This window comes from Candidatus Enterococcus huntleyi, from assembly GCF_009933175.1.
GTDB classification, from domain to species: domain Bacteria; phylum Bacillota; class Bacilli; order Lactobacillales; family Enterococcaceae; genus Enterococcus_K; species Enterococcus_K huntleyi.
In genome coordinates, this window is the sequence record NZ_MAEJ01000001.1 from 481,343 (window position 1) to 497,242 (window position 15,900).

Sequence of the window (15,900 nt, forward strand, 5' to 3'; positions counted from 1 at the left end):
CTGTTTTGTAAAGAGTAATCGGTTTCAACGAAAAGGAGAGTTTTTTTATGGAAAAGACGAGTAAAAAAGAAATTATTTTTGAAAGGTTTGGGATGATTGCTACACGGTTGGGGAACCAAATTCATTTACGGACACTGCGGGATGCCTTTGCTACGTTCATGCCGTTCATGATGCTAGCTGGTTTCGTGACATTAATTAACTATGTCATTCTGGAGCCAACCGGATTTATGGGAAAAATTATTAATCCGGATACCTTGACGACGATTCAAAAAGTTGGGGTTTCAATCGGGAATGGGACATTGAGTATTACTACATTGTTGGTCGTTGCAGCCGTTTCTTATCATATGTGTGTTAGCAGAAATTATACCAATCATATCGCTGCCGTCCTTGTGTCTATCTCAACATTTGTTGTATTGACACCAATGATGACGATGTTTACGCCAGAAGGTGCTGAAAAAGCGATTGAAGTGACAGGCGTCATTCCGGTTACTCATACAGGCGCTTCAGGCATGTTCGTGGGGATTTTTGTCGGGCTAGCTGCGACAGAATTGTTTATTAAATTATCCAAAAATGAAAAGTTGCAGATTAATCTTTCGGGAAATATTCCGCCAGCTGTTCTTAAATCGTTCAACGTGTTAATACCAATTATGATTACGGTTACGTCTTTCGCTATTCTTTCATTTATCATTCTTCAACTATTTAACATGGACGTAAATAGCTTAATCACGAAAGTTATTACCGCACCTTTAAGTAAAGTTACGACAGGTTTGCCTGGCTTCCTATTGATTACTTCGATTGCTAATTTGTTCTTTGGTTTTGGGATTCACCAAGCGGTCATCTCTGGTTCATTACTTGATCCATTTTTGATTCAAAATATGCAAGAAAATATGGCTGCCTATGCCAATAAAGAAGAAATTCCACACATTATCAACATGGCTTTCAAAGATACCTTTGCCGTTATGGGTGGTTCAGGAAACACGATTGCTCTATTAATTGCGATCTTCATCTTTAGCCGTCGGAAAGATTACAAGGATTTTGCCAAGCTCTCAGTAACTCCAGCACTTTTCAATATCAGCGAACCCATTATTTTCGGTTTACCGATTGTCTTTAACATCAGTTTGATTATTCCCTTTGTGCTAGCGCCAATCTTTTCACTTACAGTGGCGTATTTTGCGACATCGATTGGTTTAATTAATCATGTAGTTGTTCAGATTCCTTGGACTACGCCACCAGTAATTTCTGGCTTCTTAGCAACAGGTGGCGACTGGAAAGCTTCCGTCTTACAAATTTTAATCATTGCTGCTAGCGTGTTTATCTACTTGCCATTCTTGCGTGTCGATGAAAAAGTCACTTCTAAAATGAGTGCTGAAGCATAAAATGGAGCAACAATCATCCGCCTCAGGGTAGATGGAATAAATAATTATAATTAAATAATTTCTGGAGAATGCGATTCATTTTGTCGCATTCTCTTTTTTCTTTTCTACAAAGATGTCCGTGCTAGGAATTTCTGTAAGACTGAGTCGCATTGCCAGTCCTACTAAATGATTTTGTATGTTAGGAGCTTTTAATGAATATCCGTTATATTTCCGGAGATAAAAAATAGGTCTGAAAATATACTCGCCTAGTTAAAATTCTAGTAAATAAGACAGTCAATTTGCTGAGATACATAACACTTCCGAAATTAGGTTTGAATTTAGAAATCTGGATTATCTACTGGAAGTAAAATCAAAAAAATAGTTCTCAAAAAATTTTTATTATTTTTAAGAAAAAAGTGGGTTTTCTATTTTTTGAGGAAAAATAAAATGAACGTCCAAAATTAGAACCCAAAAAATTAAGTATACTTAATTTTTTGGGGATTTCCTTCGATTAAGCGTTAAATAAACGTCAAAATTCTTAAAAAGGTAAATGGGCAAAATAGTAAGTATACTTACTATTTTGCTTTACGAGGGAGAATGGAAATGAGCGGTGCAACGAACAACCATTTTGCAAAAAGTAGCTGCTTTACGATCTTTTGAGGATTTTATTCTGTTTTAAATAACGGATTGAACTTGCCAGATTAGATAACTATCGAATTTAATTTAGATAGATTAGTTAAAATTATTTTTTCATTTTATTTGTTACAATGCGCGACTAATTTTCCCATAAAGTGGCTTGTGTTATTTTACTACCATAAAATTGCTGTCACTCCTCAATTATTTTCATAAAATTACGTTATGCTATTTTATGCAATCGCCACCAATACGATAAATTAAGCATTTTTGCATTCATTAAATAAAAAAGTAGTAGCTAAAAATTGAGTTTGTGATATAATTTACAAGAGTTATATAATATTTTTTAGGGGGAAACACAAAATGAAAAAGATTACTTTAACAACGGTAGCGTTATTAGCGCTATTGGCAATGGCAGGGTGTTCAGCAGATAATAAGGATTCAGCGGATTCTTCAAGCGCATCAACTGCTCAAAGCAGTAGTGCAGCAGAAAGTTCAAGCGCAGCCGCAGCGGATATCAAGATTGCTGATGGTAGCTCAACTGATGCAGCGCCGGCAGAAGGCACATTGTACATGCGTCAATTATTAACTGCACCACATGGGACAAAATCATTTGCAGTCGTGAATGTAACCATGAATGGCGAGAAAATTTTAAACGTTCAATTGGATGAATTCCAATATGTTTCACCAGCTGATTTTGATGGCGTTCCGAATGCTGATGGTGCGTTTGGCGAAGCTTTCCCAGCTGATACAGTATTATCAAGCAAACGTGTAAATGATGAAGCATATTCTAAAATGATGGCCGACAAAGGTGGCGCAACTCAGACTTGGGAAGCAAGTATGACAGCTATCGCTAAGTTTGCTGAAGGCAAAACAGTTGCTGAATTAGAAAAAGCTGTGACTGATCTAGGCGCTTTAGGCGAAAAAGATAGCCCAGCAGATGTCGTGACTGGCGCAACATTCTCTGATACAGCTGGTTATTTACAATCAATCGTTGATGCAGCAAGTAAAGGTAAGATTTTTGAAGGTGAAAAGACTGCTGGAACTGATTTGAAAGAAGTGCAAACTTTAGGCGCACCGCATGGCGACAAATCATTCTCAGTAACAACAGTTGCCCTTGAAGGCGACAAATTAGTAGCAGCCGCTGTTGATGAATTCCAATATGTTAGCCCAGCTGACTTTGGTGGCGTGCCAAACTCTGATGCAGATTTCGGTGCCGACGTGAAAGATGGCTTAGTGTTATCTTCAAAAGAAGCCAACAACGAAGCCTATTCTAAAATGATGGCAGAAAAAGGTGGCGCAACAAACACTTACTCTGACAACATGAAAGCTGTGACACAGTTTGCTCTAGGCAAAACAGTCGCAGAATTAGAAACAGCCGTTGGTGATTTAGGTAAATTAGGTGAAAAAGATAGCCCAGCAGATGTCGTGACTGGTGCAACATTCTCTGATACAGCCGGCTACTTACAAGCAATCATCGATGCAATGAAAGAAGCAAAATAATAGGAATTACTGATTAACATCTATCAAATAATCATAAATTACGAGAGTGATAATGATTATTTACGGTGGATGTGATCGCACATAGTAATTAACAGGAAGCAGCAGTCAATGATATTGACTGCTGTTTTTCTGTGATTAAAGGGATTATACCTATTTCATGTGCTAGGAAACTTCTCAAGATTGGTTTTTAGTACTTTTCGTTCATCTGGGAACGTGTCCCGCATCCGGTATTTCTTCCATCAAAAAGTTCGCAGTCTGGTCGCAAGCAGCTTAACAAAGAACGTTAATCTCATTGCTAAATCAGTTCAAACTAGCTGTAGAAAACAAGTGCACAGCTAGTAATTTATGATTCCCCTCTAGGGACTGCAGAACTTTTTAATTCCATAAATACCTACTGCTAGATTTTCACCTTTAATTTTTATGAAGCTGAAGAAACTTGGTTTGATTAGGAACGATAAAGTCAATATTTTATATCTTAATTGTGAGATGAAGAAGCCGCTTCAAAAGAGTGTGTTCATGTTCTTTATGAAATAGATGTAGAAGTGGAGTCAATGAATCCTCCGCAATCTAGTAGCTGAAAATGTGATGGAGAAATGTATCCAGAATATTACATGAATTTGTTAGTTATTAAATATAAGATTATTATCTAGATTATCTGAATTTGGAAGTGAGATTTGTTAGTGAGGAAATTGAGAGAACTAGTGACGAGTCAGATATTTAGGAAGATATTTTCCTTCATCAATAAGTTGATCATTGATTGATGTTCAGGCGCTCATTCTACGATAAATCAAAAAAATACAAAGGGAATATACAGAAAGAAGCTTTCTATTTTTTTAATAATACGATACTATTCTTTTTAGAAGCAGTGGACTAAAATTAGTAAATTGAGCGATTAAAAATAGTTGTCAACGGATGTTGTTGAAGATAAAACGTACTATTAGAAGTTAGAAATTAGAAATGAGGAATGATTAATGAAAGATGAGTTACTTGATTATTTGAACAATCAGACAGATTTTATTGATCTTACAAATATCAGTGAGCTTTTTACGGCAAAAAAGTTAGCAGAAGTTTTTTCAGTTAAACGGAATACGATTAGTCATTATTTGAATCAACTAACGAATGAAGGAAAGCTAGTTAAGATAAATTCTCGTCCAGTGTATTTTTTTCATAAAGAGGCTTTTGAGCGCCACTCTTATTTGCTTAGCCAGAATGTGTATCGTTCGGCGGAGGATATTAGGAAGGAACAGCCGTTATTTGGTCGTGAGACAGACTTTTTTTCACTCATGATTGGTCATGATAAAAGTTTGAATCGTGTAATTGAGCAAATTAAAACGGCACTTAATTACCCAGATAATGGGTTACCAGTCTTAATTACTGGTGAGAGTGGGACGGGGAAAAGCTATTTAGTTCAACTGATTTATCAATACTGTTTGGAGCATGAGTTGATTCGCGAAGAGGCTCCTTTAGTGACTTTCAATTGTGCGCAATATGCTAATAATCCAGAGCTATTGACCAGTAACTTGTTTGGACATGCTAAAGGCGCGTTTACGGGTGCAGATGAAGAGCGAGCAGGTGCTTTTGAACAGGCGAATGGCGGGGTACTATTCCTAGATGAGGTGCATCGGCTAAATGCGGAAGGCCAGGAGAAGTTATTTACTTATCTAGATCAAGGAGTTATCTATCGGATGGGGGATACTGGGACTCCTCGGCAGACGAAGACAAGACTATTTTTTGCGACAACAGAGGATTTGACGAGTACCTTTTTAACGACGTTTATGCGACGAATTCCGATCCAGGTGGTGATGCCACCTATCCAGGAGAGAAGTCGGAATGAACGAGTAGAATTAGTTTACTCTTTCTTACTGAATGAACGACGTAAGATTAATAAGGCAGTTCGAGTTTCAGGACAGGTGATTAATCTACTGACGAGTAGTAGTTTTAAAGGGAATATTGGGGAATTGAAGAATGTTATAAAAGTTACGGTTGCCAAAGCTTATACGGAACAAAAAAATGCATCAGAGATTAAGGTTACCATTTATCATCTGCCAGATACTTTGTTGGATAACCAACAACAAGGACTTCAAACAGTGACACCAGAAGAAATTTTGTTAACTAAAAATACGACTACGAATCAATTAGTTGAGAGACACAATCCAAATGAAAAGCGTTCAGTGGCAACTTTTGAGAAATTAATCAACGAATTTCAAGCGGCAAATTGCAAACTTGAAACGTGTGAGCCACAGCTAAAACAAACGGTGGATCAATTATTTGATTATTTGCTTTTTGAAACGGATCGTCAACAAAATCATGAATTACTATTATATCTCACGCAATATATTCGCGAAACATTCCGTCAAATGGAGAGTGCCTACCAAATTAAATTTAATGGTAATAGTGTTTATGCGCTGAGTTATTATCTTTTCCAAAGAGGGTCGAGTAAATGGTATCCAGAAGATAATGAGCTGCAAGAATTGATCAAAGAGATGGAGCATCAAGTTGAGAATGCCTATCCTGCCAGTTTTCATTATGTTGAGCGTATCCTGGAGTTGTCTAAACAGAAGTTAGACTTGGATGTTTCAGCGATGGATAAAATAGTGCTGGCGCTCTATTTAAAGAAAGTGGATTGGACGAAGAAGATGGCCATTCCAAAAGCAGTGATTGTGGCACATGGATACGCGACAGCGAGCAGTATCGCCAATGTGGCAAATCGTTTTCTAGGAAAAGACATTTTTGAATCGTTTGATATGCCATTAGATGTTTCACCCCTGAGGATTGCCGAAGAAATTTTGGATTATAGTGAAACGAACGATATTTCAAATGGGTTAGTCATCTTGGTTGATATGGGCTCGCTGAAAGAAATTTATCAATACTTTCCTAAACAAATCACCGTACCTATTGCGATAATGAATAATGTCACCACGCCACTAGCTATTGCAGTGGGTGAGAATCTTCAGAAAAAAATGTCTCTCTCAGAAATTGCCGAACGCTCAGCTAGACAGGCGATGCTAGATTGGAAGATTATTTATCCAGAAGAAAATAGAACCAAAGCCTTACTGACTACTTGTCAGACTGGAATTGGGACGGCTACGCATATCAGTCATTTGTTAGAGAAGAGTTTACCAAGCACCTGTGATTTGAAAGTCTTACCGTATGAATTTCAAGTTTTGGCGGATAAAAAGAAATCCGAAACAGTCTTTTCTGTGTACGAGGTTGTTGGCATTATTGGCACAGATAATCCTTTAGTTGAAGGAATTCCCTATCTATCTCTAGAGGAATTAATCTCTGGCGATGAGCAACAGAAACTGAATGGCTGGCTAGATACTGTGATGACTGTAGAAGAAAATCAGATTTTTAATAAGAATGTGATTCGTAATTTTTCACTAGAGAAAGTTATTGATTCTGTGACCATCTTAGATACAGAAAAAGTCATGAAGGAAATTGATCTCTTTATGCGGGAACTGGAGTTGCAAGCAGACTTAACCTTGAGTAATGCTAAAAAATTAGCGCTCTATGTACACGTTAGTTGTTTAATTGAGCGATTAATTCGCAATGTACCGATTGATTCGTATCACTGTGATGAGGAATTCGAGCAGTGTCATAAAACGGATTTTGATTTAATCAGAAAAGCATTTAGTGTCATAGAAAACGATTACAGTGTCGTGATCCCGGATTCTGAGATTATTTATATTTATGATATTATCTACAAAAATGTTGATGCACCAACGAAAGATCAAGATTTCTAAAAAAAGCAAGACGCTTGCCACTAACTTTGGCACGCGTCTTGCTTTTATTTAAGTGTAAGTGAGGTGAAGGGAATGGACAGAAAATTAGTGTTAGCTTCTCATGGCAAGTTTGCTTCAGGAATTCTTTCTTCGTTGCAACTAATCTGTGGAGCGACGGACGAGATTACAACGCTAGATTGTTATCTAACAGAAGAGTTTGATTTGCATGCAGCAGTCGCTGAAATTATCGAGGCGAATGTGGATAAAGAAGTAGTCGTGGTGACTGATTTGTTTGGTGGAAGTGTGAATAATGAATTTTTAACTTATATTCAACGGCCTAATTATTATTTGGTAGCAGGGATGAACTTACCGTTTTTGATTGAGCTGGTTACCGGTTTAAATCAAGCGAAATCACTGCCAGAATTTATTCAACAAACATTAGAAACATCAAAACAATCAATTCAGTTTTGCAATCAAACCTTTCAACAAGAGGTAGATGAAGAAGATTTTTAAGGAGGAAGAGAAATGATTTTATTAACAAGAGTTGATCATCGTTTACTGCATGGACAAGTAGCTTTTTCATGGACACAAGGTCTCGGAGCGGATTGTATCTTAATTGCAAATGATGATGTGCCAAATAATGAAATTCGGAAAACAACGATTAAATTAGCGAAACCGCAAGGCGTTAAATTAGTGATTAAGACAGTCGAAGATGCGATTGAAGCATTGAAGAGTGGCGTAACAGATAAATATAAATTATTTATTGTTGTGGAATCGATTGAAGACGCCTACAAATTATCAGCAGCTTATCCAGAGATTAAGCAAGTCAATTTAGGCGGCATCAAGTCAAAAGAAGGTGCACGTAGCATTGGAAAAGCAGTGAATGTTTTACCAGAAGAAGAGGAGTTATTGAAAAAAATGGTGGACGCAGGTGTCTATGTTGAGATTCGCCAAGTTCCTGCGGACAAAAAAGTTGAAGTCACTGAAGTTTTGTAATGAAAGGGGAATGAAATATGTTACAAGCTATTTTACTAGGTCTTGTTGCTTTTATTGCACAGTCTGAGTATGCATTAGGTACATCACTTTTATCAAGACCGATTGTTACGGGTTTGTTTACAGGGATTGTTTTGGGGGACATAGAAACAGGGATTGTTATGGGCGCGACACTTGAGCTAGCCTTTATTGGTTCATTTTCAGTCGGAGCTTCAATTCCACCGGATGTTGTTACAGGTGGGATCTTAGGAACAGCGTTTGCGATTACAGCGGGCGCAGGAACAGAAACAGCTTTACTGTTGGGTCTACCGATTGCTACTTTAACGTTGATTCTTAAAAACGTGTACCTAGGTTTATTTATTCCTATTATGAATCAAAAAGCTGATAAATATGCTGAAGAGGGAAACTATAAAGGTGTTGAAGCGGCGCATCTAATTTCTGGATTTGGCCTTTCGTTAATGTTGGCTTTAGTGGTGACCATTTCATTTATGGTGGGTAGTCAAACAATTGGCAATCTTTTAGCAATGATTCCAGACTTTGTTCAAAATGGATTATCTGTTGCAACAGGTTTAATTCCGGCATTAGGGTTTGCGATGCTAGCACGTCTATTACTTAATAAGCAAGTAGCTCCATACTTCTTCTTAGGTTTTGCACTGGCTGCCTATTTAGAAATTCCAGTTACTGGAATCGCAATTTTTGGGGCTATTACAGCAGTAGTTGTTGTAAATTTAAGGAATTTCCGTAGCCAAGGTTCCACCGTTCAAACAAATTCTGGGGAGGTAATTGATGATGACGAAGACTTCTAGTTCGGATAAAAAGATTACAAAAAAAGAGTTAAATAGTGTATTCTGGCGCTCGTTTCAAATGGAATTTTCGTGGAACTATGAACGACAAATGAACTTAGCCTATGTGTATGCAATGATTCCTATTTTGAAGAAATTGTATAAAACAAAGGAAGAAATGTCTGATGCATTAAAACGTCATCTGGAATTCTTCAATACCACACCACATATCGTGACGTTGATTCTAGGTATTAATGCCGCAATGGAAGAAGAAAATGCCAACGATGAGAACTTTGATTCTTCGGCAATCGACAACATTAAGATGTCCTTAATGGGACCTCTAGCAGGGATCGGCGATTCATTTTTCTGGGGCACTTTGCGTCTGATTGCCACAGGAGTCGGCACTTCACTTGCCTTACAAGGAAATATTTTAGGTCCAATTTTATTCTTACTGATTTTCAATATTCCGCATGTTTTATTCAGATATTTTGCCACTAGTTGGGGGTACAAATTAGGAACAGGTTTCTTAAAGAAAATCCAAGAGAATGGCTTAATGGAAAGTTTGACTTATGGTGCGGCGATTATCGGGCTGATGGTCGTTGGTGGGATGTCTGCAACGATGATTGAAATTAATATTCCTATACAAATTGGAACGGGTGAAAATGCTGTGACTGTACAAAGTATTTTCGATAGTATCGTACCTCACATTCTTTCATTAGGTGTCTTTGGCGGCGTATTCTATCTGCTGAAAAAAGAGGTAAAACCGTTGATGATTATCTTAGGTTTGGCAGTAGTCGGTATTTTAGGTTCATTAGTCGGTATTTTTTAGGAGGAATTCATTTTGGCAACTATGATGGATTATATTGGTGAAGAGCAAGCGACCTTAGCGAATAGTTTAAAAAACTACCGCTATGTTGAAACGTCTAAGCAACAGACAATAAAAAATGTTTTGATCTTAGCTACTGGATCTTCTTACAATGCTTGTCTTGCAGCCAAACCAGCGCTTGAAAGTCTTGCTGAGGTCACAGTGACAATCGAAGAACCTTATCATTTCAACCATTACGGACATTTGTCAACGGCTGTTGATACTGTAATCGCTGTTTCACAGAGTGGGAAAAGTGCTTCGACTATCGATGCAATTGGCAAACTAAAAGAGCAAGGAATCTATACGATGGCGCTGACTAGTGATTTATCGAGTCCGATTTGTCAGAAAGTTAACGAAGTGATTGATTTAGAAATGGGAATCGAAACAGTTGGTTTTGTAACGAAAGGATTTACTGCAACCGTGCTTAAACTCTTTTTGCTAGGGCTATCTATTGGACAAAATAAAGAGATTCTTTCTGCTCAAGAAGTCAATCAATACCTAGCACAATTAGAGGGAGATGTAGCTAAGATTCCTGAAATCATTGAGAAAAGCCAGCTCTTTTTTGAAAAGAACGAGTCTATTTTTAAGCTAGCTAATCGTTTCATTGCTATTGGTTATGGGCCTAACTGGGGCACGGCCAAAGAATTTGAAACGAAATTTACGGAGACTATTCGTAAACCATCCCAAGGGTTTGAATTGGAAGCTTATATGCATGGTCCTTATCTTGAAGCAGATCACGAGCATGTACTCTTCTTTATTGAGGCAGAGAGTGAAAATCGGCAACGTTCACAGCGCCTTAAAGAGTATATGAAACCTTTTGTAGGAAAAGCCTATACGGTTACGACGCGTACTGCAACGACTAAGGATGGCGAAGATTGTTTAGGATTATCGCTTACCTGTGATGAGCGTTTTAGCTCACTGTTTTTAGTGATTCCTTTTCAATTACTTGCCTATCGTGGGGCGGCAGCTAAAGGAATTGATTTAAGTGTCCGAATTTTTGATGATTTTGATCAAGTGTTAAAAAGTAAAATATAGAGGTGAAGGAAATGTTAAAATTTAACGAAGAAAAACAAGTAAATGATATCCAAGGAGCTTTAGCCCTTAGACCAGAAGTAGAGAAAGTAATTGATGCAGTATGGGAGAAAAAATTTGATAATGTATTTTACCTAGGAATTGGTGGCACATATGCATCAGCAATGCAAGCTGTTACTTATATCAACGGTAGAAGTGATTTACCTGTCTATGTACAGCATGCTGCTGAGTATTATACAACTGGAAATCGTCGTTTAACGAAAGATTCGCTAGTGATTTTATCTTCTGTGACAGGGACAACACAGGAAGTTGTACAAGCAGTCAATGAAATTAAAAAAATTGGCTCAACTTTATTAGGTTTTGTTGACCAAGAAGGCAGCGCCCTAGCTGAAGCATGTGACCATGTAATCACGTATCCAGCTCCTGGAACTGAACAAATCAAATTCTTCATGGCAGCAGATCGATTAATGAACAAAAATGGCGATTTCGAAGATTACGAAGAGTATTACGCAGAATTAGAACAACATTTAGCGAAAGGACTTGTTGAAGCGGAGAAGAAAGCTGATGGATTTGGTCTAGCGTTTGCTGAAAAACATCGTCATGATGCAATGCATTATTTCATTGGTGCTGGTAACCAATGGGGAGCAGTGTATTCATACGCAATGTGCTACTGGGAAGAGCAAAGTTGGTTACGTTCAAAATCAATCCATGCCGCAGAATTCCTACATGGTACGTTGGAAATTGTTGATGAAACAACACCAGTCACAGTCTTTTTAGGTGAAGATGAACAGCGTCCGCTTTCTGAACGTGTTCAAAATCTATTGCCTCGTATTTGCGGAAACTACACATTTATTGATACAAAAGATTACCCAATCGCAGGAATCAGCGAGAAAAATCGTGGACGTGTCTTATCACACTTGTTGATGCACTGTGTAACACAGAGAATCGATGCACACGTTGAAAAATTAAACTGTCATCCATTAGATATCCGACGTTACTACCGTCAATTTGACTATTAAAAGATAGCAAGTATAGCATCTAGACGATTAGTACACAGATAATTAGTAAATATAAGATAACTATCCTTAACTAGTAGATTTGTCATTCTCTAGTTAAGGGTCTTTTTTATTTTCCCCTCTCTTTTAGTTAACTTTTTTCCCCTTTTCTATCAATATTTAGTTAGCGTTATAGAATCTTGTGCGTGAGTTGGATTAATTTGTATCTCTGGACAGATTTACTCATTATTGAATTTTCTGAAAATTTAAACTTTTTTCAAAGTAGGGAGATAGTGACTTGCTTAATTTTTCGAAATGCTGTTTTATCAAGGTTTATAGTGGGGTATTAAATGAATTAATAGCGTTATAAAAACTAACAAACTGCATTTACTTGTATCCGTTTTCATTCGAGAGTAGAGTAAAGATAAGATAACGAAGCTAATGTAATTATAAAATTAATAATGAGGTGAAGTGAGATGATTACAATTTCGATTGCTGGAGGAGCTCGTCCGGAAATCCTAGAATTAGTGAAGCAAGCAAAAAAATCATATGCTGATCAACTTAAGTTTGACGTATTTGATACAGCAGAGAATATCGCGGATGAGACGATGTGGACTTATCACCAATGTGCAGATGACTTAGAGGTGGCGGAACAAGCTGTTGGCATGGTGGCTTCTGGTGGCGCACAAATTTTATTAAAAGGGATTATTCAAACCCACACATTACTGAAGGAATTATTGAATAAAAAACATGGATTGAAGACGAAGCAAGTCTTATCCCATGTGGCGATGGTGGAGTTGCCTAATTTTGATCAGTCATTTTTATTAACAGATTGTGCGATGAATATTACGCCCGACGAGGAGACGTTGGTGGCGATTGTCGAAAACGTCAAGGAGGTTGCCCACAAGATTGGCGTAAGTACGCCGAAGATCGCGTTACTCAGTGCGGCGGAAAACTTTAATCCAAAAATGCCTTCTTCGGTTTTGGCTAAAGCAACAACAGAACATTTTGCGAAGTGCGCAGATGGCTTAGTGTTTGGCCCGTTATCCTTCGATTTAGCTTTATCAAAAGAAGCAGTGGCACATAAACGCTATGAGGGACCGATTATGGGGGATGCGGATGTCCTAGTAGTTCCGGCGATTGATGCGGGGAATGCCCTCTATAAAGCTTTAACGATTTTTGCTGGGGCGAAAGTTGGCGGCACGCTAGTTGGAACAAAAGTGCCCGTGGTTTTAACCTCAAGAAGTGATTCGACAGAAAGCAAACTGCATTCGTTAGAGTTTGCCATGAAGCAGTTGTAGATGACACGCATCGAAATAGGATATGGTAACAAGTCCTAATGTGGTGAATAAAAAATAGAATTTGCTGAATTCATACTAGAAAAGGAGAGACATTATGGAAGCAATTTTAGTGATTAATCCAGGGTCAACATCGACCAAGGTGGCGATTTTTGCGGACCACAAGGTCGTAGCAGAAGAGACTATTCGTCATCCGCTAGAAGAAATTTCACAGTTTAAAGGAGTGGTTGACCAAACAGAGTTCCGATATAAGATTATTGCATCCTTTGTCGAGGAGCAGCAATTGATGGATCAATTAGTTGCCGTCGTTGCCCGCGGCGGATTACTGAAACCAATTCCTGGCGGGACGTATCGGATTAATGAGGATATGCTAACAGATTTACGGGAAGAAAAATATAACACGCATGCTTCTAATTTAGGCGCGATCTTGGCAGATGAATTCGCGAAAGCTTTGGGGATTCCAGCCTATATTGTGGACCCTGTAGTGGTAGACGAGTTAGAGCCACTGGCGCGAATCTCTGGTTTAAAAGGTATTGAACGTCGAAGTGTTAGTCACGCTTTGAATCAGAAAGCAGTCGCCAGAAAGATTACAAAAGACTTGGGCAAAACTTATGAAACGAGTGCTGTAATTGTGGCGCATCTGGGCGGTGGCGTGAGTGTTGGTGCCCATAAAAATGGTCGCATGATTGATGTCGTTAATGGCCTTGATGGCGAAGGCGCCTATACACCGGAACGAAGTGGTGGCTTACCGCTGGTTGATTTTTCTAATCGTGTGATTGAGGAAAAATTAACGCTGGCTGAGGTAAAGAAATTGATTGCTGGAAATGCTGGTTTGAAATCCTATCTAGGCGAGACGGACTTACGGATTATCGAGAAAAGAATCGCTGAAGGCGACGAAGAGGCAGCGTACTATTTGGACGGCATGTGTTACCAGGTTGGCAAAAGTATTGCGGAGCTAGCCGCGGTATTAAAGGGTCAGATTGATGCAATCATTTTAACTGGCGGCATTATATATTCAGAATATACCCGCAATAAAATTAGCGAATATGTCAGCTGGATTGCGCCGGTCAAGCTATTTCCAGGTGAAATGGAGATGGAAGCTTTATATGAAGGCGCCTATCGAGTGGTCAATGGCGAAGAAGCAGCGCTGGATTATCAGTCAGAATAAGTGAAGTCAGCGGACATCGATACGCTGAACCAGCGATTCATCGTAAATAGTTAGTAACTTAGTAGACAGTAGATAGTAGAAGCAAAAAAATTATAGATAGATGCCAAAGCAGGAAATAAGGAGTGATGGAAGTTGGCAGAACAAACAGATTTACTCATATTGGGTGGCGGAACAGGTGGCTACGTGGCAGCGATTCGAGCAGCACAAAGAGGCTTGAAGGTGACGATTGTCGAAAAGTATAAGTTGGGTGGCACTTGTTTACACAAGGGCTGCATTCCGACTAAGGCATTGTTAAGAAGTGCGGAAGTGTTTGACACAATGAAGGCGGCGGATAGCTTTGGTATTGAGATGTCACAAGAAGCTGTAGTGAATTTCGCGAAGATTCAGGAACGCAAACAGGCCGTGATTGATCAGTTACACAAGGGTGTCGAAGGATTATGTAAGAAGAATAAAATTACTGTCTTAGAAGGGGAAGGCGCGGTTTTAGGCCCCTCAATTTTCTCGCCAGTATCTGGTGCGGTAGCTGTCACGTTTAATGATAAGAGTCGCGAAGAAGAAATTATTGTTCCTAAAAACGTGATTATTGCGACAGGTTCTAGACCGAAAACTTTGCCTAACCTACCGTTGGATGAAACAAATATTCTTTCATCAGATGGCATGCTTGAATTGGACACTTTACCAGAATCTATCGTAATTGTTGGCGGTGGCGTGATTGGCGTTGAGTGGGCGTCTTTACTAAATAGTTTGGGTGTGAAGGTGACGATTGTTGAATTTCTTGACCGTTTGCTAATTAATGAGAGCGCTTCAATTTCTCGTGAGTTGAAAAAAGTTTTGGAGAAGAAAGGCATTGATATTTTACTGAAGAGTAAAGTTGAGGCGGCTGAAATTACCGATGGCAAAGTGGTGGTATCGATTGAAGGCAAGAGTCCATTGACGGTCGATAAAGTCATGGTTGCGATTGGTCGGGCAGCGAATGTCGATGGCTTTGGCTTACAAAATACCTCAATCGAGTATTCGCCAAAGGGTATCGAAGTCAACGAGTTTTATCAAACAACAGAAGGGCACATTTATGCGATTGGTGATTGTATTGATACGTTGCAACTGGCGCATGTTGCCATGAAAGAGGGCGAATTAGCAGTGGCGCATCTTCTAAATGAAGATGTGGAACCGCTGAATTACACGAATGTCCCGCATGGGGTTTACACAAATCCTGAGATTGCCAGTGTTGGTTACAACCGTGACAATGTGCCAGCGGATAAAAAAGTTAAGGTAGGGACGTTTAATTTTTCTGGTAATGGGAAATCGCTAGTGTATGGCGAGAGCGAAGGGTTTGTTGAAGTGTTGCGTGATTTAGAAACGGATGACCTCTTGGGTGTTTCGATTATCGGACCGCATGCAACGGATTTAATCTCAGAAGCCAGCACGGCAATTTATTTGTCAGCTTCACCAAGTGAAATTGGCGATGCTGTACATCCTCATCCAACATTAACGGAAGCAATTCAAGAAGCGGCGTTAGACACTTATGGCATAGCCATTCATAAATAATAGAAAGGT

The 15,900-nt window shown here is 38.8% G+C and carries 12 protein-coding genes; all 12 read left to right on the plus strand.

The features are described 5' to 3' along the window. Positions 1-47: 47 nt before the first annotated feature. Positions 48-1,376 (plus strand): PTS sugar transporter subunit IIC, encoded by a 1,329-nt coding sequence (locus BAU15_RS02010; RefSeq protein WP_161841070.1) that lies wholly within the window; start codon positions 48-50, stop codon positions 1,374-1,376. Between the two features lie 975 nt (positions 1,377-2,351). Further along, complete coding sequence (locus tag BAU15_RS02015) at positions 2,352-3,491, plus strand: peptidoglycan-binding protein (RefSeq protein WP_161841071.1); 1,140 nt, start codon at positions 2,352-2,354, stop codon at positions 3,489-3,491. 971 nt (positions 3,492-4,462) lie between these two features. Further along, the gene (locus BAU15_RS02020) at positions 4,463-7,234 is read left to right on the plus strand and encodes a sigma-54-dependent transcriptional regulator (protein WP_161841072.1); all 2,772 of its coding nucleotides are present in this window, start codon (positions 4,463-4,465) and stop codon (positions 7,232-7,234) included. A gap of 72 nt (positions 7,235-7,306) precedes the next feature. Continuing rightward, positions 7,307-7,726 carry a PTS sugar transporter subunit IIA gene (locus BAU15_RS02025; protein ID WP_161841073.1) on the plus strand — a complete coding sequence of 140 codons (420 nt, stop codon included), beginning with the start codon at positions 7,307-7,309 and terminating at the stop codon, positions 7,724-7,726. 12 nt (positions 7,727-7,738) lie between these two features. Then, a complete protein-coding gene (locus tag BAU15_RS02030) occupies positions 7,739-8,209 on the plus strand; it encodes a PTS sugar transporter subunit IIB (protein ID WP_161841074.1) in 471 nt (156 codons plus the stop codon). 17 nt (positions 8,210-8,226) lie between these two features. Continuing rightward, positions 8,227-9,012: a PTS mannose/fructose/sorbose/N-acetylgalactosamine transporter subunit IIC gene (locus tag BAU15_RS02035; RefSeq protein ID WP_161841075.1), complete on the plus strand. Its 786-nt coding sequence runs from the start codon at positions 8,227-8,229 to the stop codon at positions 9,010-9,012. After that, positions 8,996-9,817 (plus strand): PTS system mannose/fructose/sorbose family transporter subunit IID, encoded by an 822-nt coding sequence (locus BAU15_RS02040; protein WP_161841287.1) that lies wholly within the window; start codon positions 8,996-8,998, stop codon positions 9,815-9,817. The genes BAU15_RS02035 and BAU15_RS02040 overlap by 17 nt, the downstream gene beginning before the upstream one ends. A 12-nt stretch (positions 9,818-9,829) precedes the next feature. Next, the gene (locus BAU15_RS02045) at positions 9,830-10,888 is read left to right on the plus strand and encodes an SIS domain-containing protein (RefSeq protein ID WP_161841076.1); all 1,059 of its coding nucleotides are present in this window, start codon (positions 9,830-9,832) and stop codon (positions 10,886-10,888) included. An 11-nt stretch (positions 10,889-10,899) separates the two neighbouring features. Beyond that, the gene (locus tag BAU15_RS02050; RefSeq protein WP_161841077.1) at positions 10,900-11,904 is read left to right on the plus strand and encodes an SIS domain-containing protein; all 1,005 of its coding nucleotides are present in this window, start codon (positions 10,900-10,902) and stop codon (positions 11,902-11,904) included. 452 nt (positions 11,905-12,356) lie between these two features. Then, positions 12,357-13,181 (plus strand): phosphate acyltransferase, encoded by an 825-nt coding sequence (locus BAU15_RS02055; RefSeq protein WP_161841078.1) that lies wholly within the window; start codon positions 12,357-12,359, stop codon positions 13,179-13,181. Positions 13,182-13,275: 94 nt separating this feature from the next. Further along, positions 13,276-14,346: a butyrate kinase gene (gene buk / locus BAU15_RS02060; RefSeq protein ID WP_161841079.1), complete on the plus strand. Its 1,071-nt coding sequence runs from the start codon at positions 13,276-13,278 to the stop codon at positions 14,344-14,346. A gap of 132 nt (positions 14,347-14,478) precedes the next feature. Beyond that, positions 14,479-15,891, plus strand: coding sequence for a dihydrolipoyl dehydrogenase (gene lpdA, locus BAU15_RS02065; protein ID WP_161841080.1), 1,413 nt, complete (start codon positions 14,479-14,481; stop codon positions 15,889-15,891). Positions 15,892-15,900: the final 9 nt, after the last annotated feature.

Excerpts from the sequence above, each read along its gene's own strand:
- BAU15_RS02010 (WP_161841070.1), top strand. The coding sequence starts at position 48 with ATGGAAAAGACGAGTAAAAAAGAAATTATTTTTGAAAGGTTTGGGATG.
- BAU15_RS02015 (WP_161841071.1), top strand. The coding sequence starts at position 2,352 with ATGAAAAAGATTACTTTAACAACGGTAGCGTTATTAGCGCTATTGGCA.
- BAU15_RS02020 (WP_161841072.1), top strand. The coding sequence starts at position 4,463 with ATGAAAGATGAGTTACTTGATTATTTGAACAATCAGACAGATTTTATT.
- BAU15_RS02025 (WP_161841073.1), top strand. The coding sequence starts at position 7,307 with ATGGACAGAAAATTAGTGTTAGCTTCTCATGGCAAGTTTGCTTCAGGA.
- BAU15_RS02030 (WP_161841074.1), top strand. The coding sequence starts at position 7,739 with ATGATTTTATTAACAAGAGTTGATCATCGTTTACTGCATGGACAAGTA.
- BAU15_RS02035 (WP_161841075.1), top strand. The coding sequence starts at position 8,227 with ATGTTACAAGCTATTTTACTAGGTCTTGTTGCTTTTATTGCACAGTCT.
- BAU15_RS02040 (WP_161841287.1), top strand. The coding sequence starts at position 8,996 with ATGACGAAGACTTCTAGTTCGGATAAAAAGATTACAAAAAAAGAGTTA.
- BAU15_RS02050 (WP_161841077.1), top strand. The coding sequence starts at position 10,900 with ATGTTAAAATTTAACGAAGAAAAACAAGTAAATGATATCCAAGGAGCT.
- BAU15_RS02055 (WP_161841078.1), top strand. The coding sequence starts at position 12,357 with ATGATTACAATTTCGATTGCTGGAGGAGCTCGTCCGGAAATCCTAGAA.
- buk (WP_161841079.1), top strand. The coding sequence starts at position 13,276 with ATGGAAGCAATTTTAGTGATTAATCCAGGGTCAACATCGACCAAGGTG.